The sequence below is a fragment of the Pandoraea sp. B-6 genome (assembly GCF_000282835.1).
Taxonomy (GTDB): domain Bacteria; phylum Pseudomonadota; class Gammaproteobacteria; order Burkholderiales; family Burkholderiaceae; genus Pandoraea; species Pandoraea cepalis.
Window position 1 is genome coordinate 34,219 of sequence record NZ_KB290536.1, and the last position, 11,847, is coordinate 46,065.

Genomic DNA, 11,847 nt, shown 5'->3' on the forward strand with positions numbered 1-11,847 from the left:
GAGCGGCAAGCGTCGGGCCGCCTCGCCTCATCAGGCCGGGCGGCGCTCCAGCAGCACCGGGATCGACTTGGAGGTCGGGGTTCCCGCACCCTCAGCGATGGCGTCGAGCGGCACCAGCCCGTTGGTCTCGGGGTAGTATGCCGCGATGCAGCCACGCGGAATGTCGTAGGCAACGAGCAGGAAATCATCGGCGCGACGCGCAATGCCGTCGTGCCAGACACCCACGAGGTCAACGTGCTCGCCTGCACGAAAGCCTCGCGCATCCAGATCTTCCGAGTTGGCGAAGACAACGCGGCGCTGTCCGAACACCCCACGATATCGGTCGTTCAGGCCGTAGATTGTGGTGTTGTATTGATCGTGGGAGCGAATCGTGGCGAGTTGCAGCACATCGGCGCCACGCTCACCCGCCTGGCGCCGTGCCACGTCGATCGGCATCTCGTGCGGCAGCGGGTGTGTCGTGAAGTTGGCGCGCGCGTTGGCGGTCAGCCACTGACGCGTTGACGGCGGCACGGGCAGCCGGAAGCCCCCCGGATGGCGCACGCGGCGATTGAAGTCCGCAAAGTCATCAAAGGTGGCGGCCATGGCGTCGCGAATGCGATCGTAGTCCTCCACGTACCAGTGCCAATCCTCGACACCGCCGAGCGCGCGGCCCATCGTTGCCTGCGCGATGCCCGCGACAATGGCCGGTTCGGAACGCAGATGCTCGGACGCCGGGGCGTTGATGCCATACGACAGGTGCACCATGCTCATCGAGTCTTCCACCGTGACGCCCTGCACCGCGCCTTGCTGCATGTCGATTTCGGTGCGGCCCAGACACGGCAGGATCAGTGCATCGCGCCCGTGCACGAGATGGCTGCGATTGAGCTTGGTCGCCACGTGCACAGTCAGGTCGCACTGGCGAAGCCCCTCCCAGGTGCGCGGCGTGTCGGGTGTGGCCATCGCGAAGTTGCCGCCCATGCCGATGAAGACCTTGACGCGGCCGTCGCGCATGGCCGAGATCGTATCGACGACGCTCAACCCGTCGCGTCGCGGCGGCGCAAACGCGAACGCTTGGCCAAGCCGGTCAAGGAAGGCGGCCGACGGCTTTTCGTTGATGCCGACGGTACGGTCGCCCTGCACGTTGCTGTGACCGCGCACGGGACACAGACCCGCCCCCGGGCGTCCGATGTTGCCGCGCAGGAGCATCAGGTTGACGATCATCTGAATGGTCGCGACGGCGTGCTTGTGCTGCGTAATGCCCATGCCCCACGTCGCAATGACGCGCTCGCCGCGCAGATAGACGTCGGCAATCTGGCACATCTGGGCTTGCGAGACACCGGACGCGCGCGTGAGATCGTCCCAGCGTTCGCTGCGTACGTCGGCGGCGAAATCGTCGAAACCGTGTGTGTGTTCCGCGATGAAGGCATCGTCGAGCAGCGCGGATTCGCCATTGGCGCGCGCAAGGGCGTCGCGCTCCAGCACGCGCTTGATGACGCCCTTCACGAATGCAAAGTCGCCGCCGCACGCCGGCGTGATGTAATGGCTGCTGATCGCGGTGCCGCCGAGGCTCAGCATTTCGGCCGGACTTTGCGGGTCGGCAAAGCGTTCCAATCCGCGTTCGTGCAGCAGATTGACCGACACGATGGTCGCGCCGCGCCGGGCTGCCTCGCGCAACTCACCGAGCATGCGCGGATGATTGGTGCCCGGGTTCTGGCCGAACAGCAGCAGCGTATCGGCCTGTTCGAAGTCGTCGAGGGTGACGGTGCCCTTGCCGATGCCGATCGTGGGCGGCAGGCCAACGCTCGTCGGCTCGTGACACATGTTCGAGCAGTCGGGAAAATTGTTCGTGCCGTACTGGCGCACGAAGAGCTGATAAAGGAACGCCGCTTCGTTGCTGGTGCGACCGGACGTATAGAACGCTGCCTGATCGGGGTCGGGCAGGGCGCGCAAGTGCTCGCCGATCAACGCGAAGGCGTCGGTCCAGGCGATCGGTGCATAGCGGTCGGTGGCGGCGTCGTAGCGCATGGGATGCGTAAGACGGCCGTAGCCTTCGAGCGTGTAATCGTCCAGCGCGAGCAAGTCGGTCACACTGTGCTCGGCAAAAAAGTCAGGGGTGACGCGGCGCTTGGTGGCTTCGGCGGCGACCGCCTTGGCCCCGTTTTCGCAGAATTCGAACGTCGAGGCGTGTTCGCGATCCGGCCACGCGCAGCCCGGGCAATCGAAGCCGCTGGGTTGGTTTGCGCTGAGCAGTGTGCGGGCGCCTTTGAGCGGAATGCCTTGGGTGACAAGTTGAATGGCAACGTTCTTGAGGGCTCCCCAGCCGCCGGCGGGGCGATCGTAGGGGGCGATTTTCGAGGCGGGCATGGTGCGTTTTCTGACGAGAAGAGGTGGCGCGGCGCGTCGGCATCTGGGGAATGCTTCGGACATAGCCAAACGGTTACCGTTAAATAGGCAAAGTGATGCATAATTCAACGGCGTTGCAACGGTATTTTGGTGCCGACGTCGATCTGGAAAACCCTATGAATTCGACGTTTTCAGGCATCTTATCAGGATATTGCATAAATTGATTTATGCAATTATTAGCATATAAGGTGAGTCAATGAAGCAGATATCGATCGGCCCGCAGCTCCGGTTTCACCGCGACGGCAACGATCTTCCGCTCGACAAGGTGCTGTCGCTACTCGCCGAGGTGCAGGCGCACGGCAACTTGCAGGCGGCCAGCCAAGCGCTCGGGCAATCGTATCGAGGCGCGTGGGGCCACGTGAAGGAAGTCGAGGCGCTCATGGGGGCGCCCTTGCTGACGATGGCGCGTGGCCGTGGCGCGGTGCTCACGCCGCTTGCTCAGCGGCTACTGTGGGGGCAAAAGCGCCTGCAGGCTCGGCTCGGCCCCCTGCTGGAGACGATGGCGTCGGAGTTGCAGACCGAGCTTGACGATCTGCTGTTGCAGGACAGCGACCAACTGCGGCTGTTTGCCAGTCATGGGCTGGCGATCGCGGCGCTGGTCGATTTCGCGGGACGCGCGGGCCTGCCCATCGAAGTGAGCTATCGCGGCAGCATCGAAGCGATTGCCGCGCTCGCGAAGCACGAGTGCGAGGTCGCGAGTTTTCACGTGCCGATCGGCGCGCTTGCAGAACCGGTGCTCGATCACTATGGGCCCTTGCTCAAGGGCAAGTCGTATCGGGTGGCAGACGTCGCTTCGCGCCGTCTCGGGTTGCTCGTTGCACGCGGCAATCCGCTCGGCATTCATACGCTGGCCGACCTGCCGCGCACGGGGGCGCGCTTCGCGAACCGGGAGCGCGGATCCGGCACCCGAATCATCTTCGATCTGCTGCTCGCGCGTGAGGGAATCGATCCGGCTGCCGTGGCGGGCGCGGAGAACATCGAGTTCACGCACGCCGCCGTGGCGGCGTACATCGCCAGCGGACGCGCCGACGCGGGTCTCGCCATCGAGGCAGCGGCAAGCCAGTTCGGGCTCGATTTCCTGCCAATCCTGACGGAGCGCTATTGCCTGATGTTTCCCGAGACCGGCAGCGAGTCCGCGCATTTGCGGACGCTGCTGGAAATTCTGCAAAGCGACGCGTATCGGCAGGCGGTGCATGCCATCCCCGGCTACAGCGAGGCGGCGACCGGTAGCATCGCCCCGCTGTCTGAGGCGTTTCCCTCGTTGGGTTGAAAAATAATATGCAATGATATGCATATGTTGCGCCCGAGCATCGGTCGCGTCGAACGGCCAGCCGGCGCGGTTTATGCGGCTTTGGCATGCTGCTGTGCGGCGAGCGTGGGAAAAGCGAGCAACGCAAGCTATCGGTGTTTCCACGAGGCTTGTTGGGAGGGGACGTTTGGACTAATGTCCTAACTGTCGAGCCCCCAGAAACGCGCCGCCATCATATGCAACGTAGAACATATGAGGCGCCGTTTCGCCCCAGGAGACATACGAGATGGTGTCCACCCCTCACGCGACGCTCGCGCCGCTGCTGGCTCGCCACGCCGGCCGTGCGCACGAGTTGTTGCCGCTGTTGCATGCCCTGCAGGACAGCGACGGTTACGTCGACCCCGCCCATGTGCCGGCGATCGCCGCCGCGCTGAATCTTTCTCGCGCCGAAGTGCATGGCGTGATTACCTTCTATCATCACTTCCGCAGCGCGCCGCCGCCCCCGATCGTGGTGCAGGTCTGCCGCGCGGAGGCCTGTCGCAGTCGGGGTGGCGAAGCGCTCGTGGCCCATATCGAGGCGTCTACCGGCGCACCCGTGGACGGCGCGCCGTGTCGCGGCGTCGGCGTCGAATCGGTGTATTGCCTCGGGCAATGTGCGTTGTCCCCGGCCGTGATGATCAACGGCGAACTGCACGCGCGCGTGAGTCCGGCGCGCTTCGATGCGCTGCTGCCGGCGCGCAAGGCAGGTGACCATGTCTGAGTCTTCGAAGCGCGGTCCGTACCGCGTGTATATCCCGCGCGACTCCGCTGCGCTCGCCTTGGGCGCGGACCGGGTCGCCGCCGCTGTGGCAACGGAAGCCACCCAGCGAGGCATTGCCGTCGATATCGTGCGCAATGGCTCTCGTGGGCTGTTTTGGCTCGAACCCCTCGTCGAAGTGGAGACCCCCGCCGGGCGCATCGGGTACAGCAACGTGCAGGCCGCTCAGGTCGCCGCCTTGTTCGATAGCGGCTGGCCCGCATGTGCTGCTCAGGACGCCGAGCGCGAGGTTCCCGCGGACAATCCCGACGGGAGTTGGGACGCCCCAATGCCTGCCTGCGTCGGTCGGGTCGATGCGATTCCGTATCTGGCGCGGCAACAGCGCCTGACGTTCGCGCGCATTGGCGTGACCGACCCGCTCAACCCGGTGGACTATGAAGCGCACGGTGGCCTGGTCGGACTGCGCGCATGCCTGGCGCTCGACGCGGCCGCAGGGTGCCAGACCGTGCTCGACTCGGGCCTGCGTGGACGCGGCGGCGCGGCGTTTCCGGCGGGCATCAAGTGGCAAACCGTCAGCCGCGCCCAGGCGGCAACCAAATACGTCGTCTGCAATGCCGACGAAGGCGACTCGGGCACATTTGCCGATCGGCTCATCATGGAGAGCGATCCGTTCGTTCTCATCGAAGGGATGGCCATCGCAGCGCTCTGCGTGGGGGCGAGCGAGGGCATCATCTACGTGCGCAGCGAGTATCCGCATGCCATTGCGGCACTCGAGTCGGCAATTGCCGTCGCGCGCCGGGAAGGCTGGCTCGGCCCGGACGTGCTGGGCTCGGGACGCGCTTGCGAGTTGCGCGTCGCCAAGGCGGCGGGCGCTTATATCTGCGGCGAGGAAACGGCGTTGCTCGAAAGCCTGGAAGGCAAGCGCGGCGTGGTCCGGGCGAAACCGCCGATTCCAGCGGTGGCCGGACTCTTCGGGCAGCCGACACTCGTCAACAACGTCGTTACCCTCGCGAGCGTGCCGTTCATCTTCGCGCATGGCGCCGACGCCTATCGCGAGTTCGGCATGGGCCGCTCGCAAGGCACACTGGCGGTGCAACTCGCGGGCAACGTGCGTCGCGGCGGACTGGTGGAGCTGGCGTTCGGCGTGACGCTGCGCACACTGCTCGACGAGTTCGGCGGCGGGACAGCCAGCGGGCGCCCTGCCAAGGCCATTCAGGTCGGGGGCCCGCTCGGGGCGTATCTGCCAAGCGCGCAGTGGGACGTGCCGATGGATTACGAGGCGTATGCCTCGCTCGGCGCGGTCGTCGGTCACGGCGGGGTGGTCGTCCACGACGACACGGCCGACCTCGCGGCGTTGGCGAGCTACGCGATGCAGTTCTGTGCACACGAGTCGTGCGGCAAATGTACGCCGTGCCGCATTGGTGCGACGCGCGGAGTCGAGGTGATCGACCAGATCCGACGCGGAGACACCTCCGTGCGTCAGGTAACACTGCTGCGTGATCTGTGCGACACGATGGTGGCGGGGTCGCTGTGCGCGATGGGCGGCATGACGCCGTTCCCGGTGCGCTCGGCGCTCGAACATTTCCCGGCAGACTTCGGTCTGCCCGATGGCGCCGGGCGCGCCGAAGCCGCCTGACGCGCATGCGTCAGACAGGGAGGAGAACACATGATTCATCCGAGCACCTCAGTGACCCCGGGCCACGACCTGGACATGGGCACGCCGCTGCGTGAGAGCGATGTCGGCATTACCCTCGAAATCGACGGCGAGCGCGTAACCGTGCCGGCCGGCACGTCGATCATGCGGGCGGCGGCGGGCCGCGACGTCAACATCCCCAAGCTCTGTGCGACGGATTCGCTCGAACCGTTCGGGTCTTGCCGCTTGTGTCTGGTCGAAATCGAGGGGCGGCGCGGATTTCCCGCCTCGTGTACGACACCCGTCGAGCCGGGCATGAAGGTACGCACGCAGTCGCCGGCGCTGCAGGATCTGCGTCGCAACGTGATGGAGCTTTACATCTCCGATCACCCGCTCGACTGCCTGACCTGCGCGGCCAACGGCGATTGCGAATTGCAGGACATGGCGGGCGTCACGGGGCTGCGCGAGGTGCGCTACGGCTTCGAGGGCGAAAACCATATTCACAGCGCGAAGGACGAGTCGAATCCGTATTTCACGTATGACCCGTCGAAATGCATCGTCTGCAATCGTTGTGTGCGGGCGTGCGAGGAGACGCAGGGCACGTTTGCGCTGACGATTTCCGGCCGTGGCTTCGAGGCGCGGGTTTCGGCCGGGCAGGATCAGCCGTTCATGGATTCGGAGTGCGTGTCGTGCGGCGCGTGCGTATCGGCCTGCCCGACGGCGACGCTGCAGGAAAAAAGCGTCATCGAGATGGGGCAGCCCGAGCACGCGGTGGTTACCACGTGTGCGTACTGCGGCGTGGGCTGCGCGTTCAAGGCGGAAATGAAGGGCGGGGAAGTCGTTCGCATGACCCCGTACAAGGATGGCGGGGCGAATGAGGGCCACGCCTGCGTGAAGGGGCGCTTTGCGTGGGGATACGCCACGCACAAGGAGCGCATCACCAAGCCGATGATCCGCAGCAAGATTACCGATCCGTGGCGCGAGGTGTCGTGGGACGAGGCGCTGGACTACGCGGCGTCGGAGTTCCGGCGCATTCAGGCGACGTATGGGCGCGATGCCATTGGCGGCATCACGTCGTCGCGTTGCACGAACGAAGAGACGTATCTCGTGCAGAAGCTGGTGCGTGCCGCGTTCGGTAACAACAACGTCGACACCTGTGCGCGCGTGTGTCATTCACCGACCGGTTACGGGCTCAAGCAGACGCTCGGCGAGTCGGCGGGCACGCAGACGTTCAAGTCGATCGAGCACTCGGACGTGATTCTCGTGATGGGCGCCAATCCGACCGATGGGCATCCGGTGTTCGCCTCGCGACTCAAGCGTCGTGTGCGCGAGGGGGCGAACCTCATCGTGATCGATCCGCGGCGCATCGACATCGTCGACGGGCCGCACGTGAAGGCCGCATTCCACTTGCCGCTGCGCCCCGGAACGAACGTGGCAATGGTCAATGCCCTCGCGCACGTGATCGTCACCGAAGGGCTGCTGGCCGAGGACTTCATCGCCGAGCGCTGTGAAGACCGGGCCTTCGCGCAATGGCGCGACTTTGTGGCGCTGCCGGAGAATTCTCCCGAAGCCGTGTCGGTCGTCACCGGCGTGGACGCCGAGCAGATCCGCGGCGCGGCGCGTTTGTACGCCACGGGCGGCAACGCGGCAATCTATTACGGACTGGGGGTGACCGAGCACGTTCAGGGGTCGACCGCGGTCATGGGCATTGCCAACCTGGCGATGGCCACCGGGAATGTCGGGCGCGAGGGCGTTGGCGTGAACCCGTTGCGCGGCCAGAACAATGTTCAAGGGTCGTGCGACATGGGGTCGTTCCCCCATGAACTGCCCGGTTATCGCCACGTCTCCGATACGTTGGTACGCGAGTCGTTCGAGGCCGCTTGGGGCGTCACGCTGCAGGCCGAGCCGGGGCTGCGGATTCCGAACATGTTCGACGCGGCGGTGCAGGGCAGCTTCAAGGGGCTTTACTGCCAGGGCGAGGACATCGTGCAGTCCGACCCGAACACGCAGCACGTGGCGGCGGCGATGGAGGCGATGGAGTGCCTCGTCGTGCAGGATATCTTCCTGAACGAAACGGCCAAGTACGCGCATGTGCTGCTGCCGGGCACGACGTTCCTCGAAAAGGACGGCACATTCACGAATGCGGAGCGGCGCATCTCACGTGTGCGTCGGGTGATGGCGCCGCTGCCGGGCATGGCGGACTGGGAGGTGACGATCGCGCTGGCGAAGCGACTGGGGTACGACATGCCTTATACACATCCGTCGCAGATCATGGACGAGATCGCCCGATTGACCCCGACGTTCAGCGGCGTGAGCTACGCGCGTCTCGATGAAGCCGGCAGTCTGCAATGGCCGTGTAACGACGAGGCGCCCGACGGCACGCCGATCATGCACGTGCATGCGTTCGTGCGCGGCAAGGGACGCTTCATCATCACCCGATATGTGCCGACGGACGAGAAGGTTACGCCGCGCTACCCGCTGCTGCTCACCACGGGACGCATTCTCTCGCAATACAATGTCGGCGCGCAGACACGTCGCACGCACAACGTGGCCTGGCACGATGAAGACCGGCTCGAAATTCACCCGGTCGATGCGGAGGATCGCGGCATCAAGGACAACGATTGGGTCGGCATCCGCAGCCGCGCGGGCGAAACAGTGCTGCGTGCTGTCATCAGCGAGCGCATGCAGCCGGGCGTGGTGTACACGACCTTCCATTTCCCGGAGTCGGGCGCAAACGTCATCACGACCGACAACTCGGACTGGGCGACCAACTGTCCCGAGTACAAGGTGACGGCCGTGCAAGTGCTGCCGGTGGTACAGCCCTCCGCATGGCAGTCGGAATACTCAACCTTCAACCGCACGCAGCTCGCGCTGCTCGATGCGGCCCATGTGCCCTCCGAGCCGGTGCCGGCGAAGTAGGGCGCGTTCGGTGAATTGACGTGGAGTCAGCGTTTGACGATGTTCAACCCATTAGGTGACCGGGACAACCGGCAGCCTGCAGGCGAACCGCAGGGCGAGCGTGCGGGGCCGGGCGATGCCGACGTGATCGACGAGACGGTTGGCGGACGTGTCGCGCCGGTGTGCGACGCGGCGCCCGCCGTGCTCGACCCGGACAGTCTCGCGCCGAGTGCGACGGTTGACGTTCGGCGCTTCCGTCATGGGACGTGGCAGTCGGCGAGCGACGAACTGGCCGAAGAAGTGCCCGTAGCGCTGGAGTTCAATGGCATCTCCCACGTGGTGATGCTCGCCACGCCTGCAGACGTCGACGACTTTGCCTTGGGGTTCGCGTTGTCCGAGGGCATTCTCAACGACCGGCGCGAGTGCTACGGCATTGACGTGACGGCAACGACACAGGGCGTGACGGCGCATCTCGACGTCTCGTCGCGCGCGTTTGCCGGACTCAAGGAACGGCGCCGCAATCTCACGGGACGCACCGGCTGCGGACTGTGCGGCACGGAAAGTCTCGATCAGGTTCTGCGGCCGTTGCCGGCCGCCGGTGCGCCGCTGCGTGTGTCGCACGCGGCGCTGGCCGCCGCGTATGCCGGGCTGGCGCGCCATCAGCCGCTGAACGGCGTGACGGGCGCCGTGCACGGCGCGGCCTGGTGCTCGCCGCAGGGCGAGATACTTTGCTTGCGTGAAGACGTCGGCCGGCACAACGCGCTCGACAAGCTGATCGGCGCGCTCGCGCGCAGCGAACAGCCGTTCGATCGTGGCTTTGTGCTGATGACGAGTCGTGCGAGCGTCGAAATCGTGCAAAAGGCCGCGCAGGTCGGCATTCCGATGGTCGCGGCCGTTTCGGCGGCGACGGCCCTCGCGGTGCAAACGGCAGCGTCGGCGGGCGTGACGCTGGTCGGCTTCGTGCGCGGGGAGCAGTGCGTGATCTACACCGGCGGGGCGGCGCTCGACGCCAGCGCCTGACGCCAACAAACGAGCAGGAGCTTCCTGATGGACGGTAATAACCTCGTGCGCATGGCCAATCGCATCGCGGACTTCTTTGAATCGTTACCTGATCGCGACGAAGCGCTGGATGAAGTCGCCGCGCATCTGCACAAGTTCTGGGATCCACGCATGCGCGCCGAGATCCTCGCATTGGCCGACACGCCGGTCTCCGCCGAGATGCACGTGCTGGTGCGTGAAGCGCTCGTCCGCCATCGTGAGCGGCTGACGCCGGCTGGGTGAGGCCGGTTCCAGGCGAAGACACGTCGCTCGCAGTATAGTGGGAGCTGCCGTCGCGCTTCGGCGCGGCTTTACCCGAGGAGGACTTGATGAGCGATACCCAGACGCGCAAGCCGGTCCAACAGAAGTCTGAGCCGGAGGACGTCGTGGAACGCGACCTTGATGAAGCCCTTGAGGAGACGTTTCCGGCAAGTGACCCGGTTTCCATCGAAATCGACAAGCCAAAACGGGCGCCCAAGTCGACATCGGGTGACTCGACAGGTCCCGCGGGCGGGGCTGGCGGCCGAAAATAAATCTCGGCCCGGTGGTGGTTTGCCGCCCGGCCGGGGCGAATTCGTGGCAAAATTCCGCGCCTGACTCTCTCAGGCTGGGACTGTAGGAATTCAATGGCGGCAGGTACGGTAAAAAAAGTTCGACGCTACGCGCTGGAAACCATCGATGTGATGGGGCAGAGCGGACTGGGTGTCGTCGAGCGCCCCGACGGGCGTTTCGTCATGTATCCGGAGTACTGGACGCAGACGCAGGCGCTTAGCCAGAAGATGCGCACGTTGTACCGCCGAAATTGTCAGCTCGAGTACCAGTTGGCGAAGCTCACGCGCGAACTCGATCGACTTCGCACTGTAGTCGATACGCCGCGCCCTGTCGGAAATCCGCAAGCATCGCTGCCCGGCACCGACGTGCCGCAGCCTGAACTCGCCCTTGAGCGCAAGCCCGCCGCCGAACTACCGCCGCGACGACGCAAACGCGCCGCCTGAGTCCGCCGTCTCGCAAAGCCTGCCGAGCCAGTTCTCCCGATCGACTTCGTTAAGCCACCGAATTTCCCTCAACGTACAGTTACTTGCCCGCTTCGCCGACCATCATGGCGCTTACCGCATCGCAACTCGAAACCTTCCGTAACGACGGTTATCTGATTCTCCCGCGCTATGTGGCGCAGGCCGACTGCGAGGCGATGCTGGCGGACGCGCGCGCGCAACTGGCATCGGCCACGTTGCCGCTCGAGTTCGAAGCCGATGTGGGCTATGCAGGAGCACCGGCATCGCGTGACGCGCAGGGGGGCCAGACCGTTCGTCGTCTGCTCAAGGCCTACGATCGTGGCGATGCGCTGCGTCGCTGGGCAACGCGTCCGGATCTGGTCGAGTCGCTTGCGCAAATCTTTGGCGAGGATGTAGTGCTCACGCTGGCGCATCACAATTGCGTGATGACCAAACATCCCCATTTCGGCACGGCGACCGGTTGGCATCGCGATATTCGGTATTGGTCATTCCCGCAGAATTCGCTGATCTCCGTGTGGCTGGCGTTGGGGCCGGAAACGCGTGAGAACGGTGCGCTACGCTTCATCCCCGGGTCGCATCGCGAACAACTCCAGCCGCACCAGCTCGATTCGCTGGACTTCCTGCGTCCCGACGAGCCCGACAATCAGCCGCTCGTCGCACGGGGTCGGCAGGTGGCCCTGGCGCAGGGTGATGTCGTGTTGTTTCACAGCGGTCTGTTCCACGCGGCCGGGCGCAACGAGGGCGATACCACGAAATTCTCCGTCGTGTTTGCGTATCGCGGCGAGAGTAATCCGCCAACGCCGGGCACACGCTCCGCGTCGGCCGGCGAAGTCGCACTGGGCCACTGACGTGCCTTGCGCCGGGAAGGCCCGTTCTC

At 65.2% G+C, this 11,847-nt stretch carries 10 protein-coding genes; 9 read left to right on the forward strand and 1 reads right to left on the reverse strand.

Annotation, left to right across the window (positions count from 1 at the left end):
* Nucleotides 1-30: 30 nt before the first annotated feature.
* Nucleotides 31-2,343 carry an FdhF/YdeP family oxidoreductase gene (locus A985_RS0115480; RefSeq protein ID WP_017234311.1) on the reverse strand — a complete coding sequence of 771 codons (2,313 nt, stop codon included), beginning with the start codon at nucleotides 2,341-2,343 and terminating at the stop codon, nucleotides 31-33.
* Between the two features lie 235 nt (nucleotides 2,344-2,578).
* Between A985_RS0115480 and A985_RS0115485 the strand changes: the two genes are divergently transcribed.
* The 9 genes from A985_RS0115485 to A985_RS0115525 all read left to right on the forward strand — a co-directional run bounded on the left by A985_RS0115485 (nucleotide 2,579) and on the right by A985_RS0115525 (nucleotide 11,818).
* On the forward strand, nucleotides 2,579-3,652 hold the full coding sequence (locus A985_RS0115485) for a substrate-binding domain-containing protein (protein WP_017234312.1): 1,074 nt from the start codon (nucleotides 2,579-2,581) through the stop codon (nucleotides 3,650-3,652).
* Between the two features lie 265 nt (nucleotides 3,653-3,917).
* A complete protein-coding gene (locus A985_RS0115490; RefSeq protein WP_017234313.1) occupies nucleotides 3,918-4,391 on the forward strand; it encodes an NAD(P)H-dependent oxidoreductase subunit E in 474 nt (157 codons plus the stop codon).
* Nucleotides 4,384-6,024 (forward strand): NADH-quinone oxidoreductase subunit NuoF, encoded by a 1,641-nt coding sequence (locus tag A985_RS0115495; RefSeq protein ID WP_017234314.1) that lies wholly within the window; start codon nucleotides 4,384-4,386, stop codon nucleotides 6,022-6,024. Before A985_RS0115490 ends, A985_RS0115495 begins: the two co-directional genes overlap by 8 nt.
* Nucleotides 6,025-6,054: 30 nt before the next feature.
* Nucleotides 6,055-8,940 (forward strand): formate dehydrogenase subunit alpha, encoded by a 2,886-nt coding sequence (gene fdhF / locus A985_RS0115500; RefSeq protein ID WP_017234315.1) that lies wholly within the window; start codon nucleotides 6,055-6,057, stop codon nucleotides 8,938-8,940.
* Nucleotides 8,941-8,973: 33 nt separating this feature from the next.
* A complete protein-coding gene (fdhD, locus tag A985_RS0115505; protein WP_017234316.1) occupies nucleotides 8,974-9,939 on the forward strand; it encodes a formate dehydrogenase accessory sulfurtransferase FdhD in 966 nt (321 codons plus the stop codon).
* Nucleotides 9,940-9,966: 27 nt separating this feature from the next.
* Nucleotides 9,967-10,200 (forward strand): formate dehydrogenase subunit delta, encoded by a 234-nt coding sequence (locus A985_RS0115510; protein ID WP_017234317.1) that lies wholly within the window; start codon nucleotides 9,967-9,969, stop codon nucleotides 10,198-10,200.
* Between the two features lie 86 nt (nucleotides 10,201-10,286).
* On the forward strand, nucleotides 10,287-10,490 hold the full coding sequence (locus A985_RS25720) for a hypothetical protein (RefSeq protein WP_017234318.1): 204 nt from the start codon (nucleotides 10,287-10,289) through the stop codon (nucleotides 10,488-10,490).
* 93 nt (nucleotides 10,491-10,583) lie between these two features.
* Nucleotides 10,584-10,952: a hypothetical protein gene (locus A985_RS0115520; protein WP_017234319.1), complete on the forward strand. Its 369-nt coding sequence runs from the start codon at nucleotides 10,584-10,586 to the stop codon at nucleotides 10,950-10,952.
* 104 nt (nucleotides 10,953-11,056) lie between these two features.
* Entirely contained in the window at nucleotides 11,057-11,818 is a 762-nt protein-coding gene (locus tag A985_RS0115525; RefSeq protein WP_039830415.1) for a phytanoyl-CoA dioxygenase family protein, read from the forward strand.
* The last annotated feature ends 29 nt before the right edge of the window (nucleotides 11,819-11,847 follow it).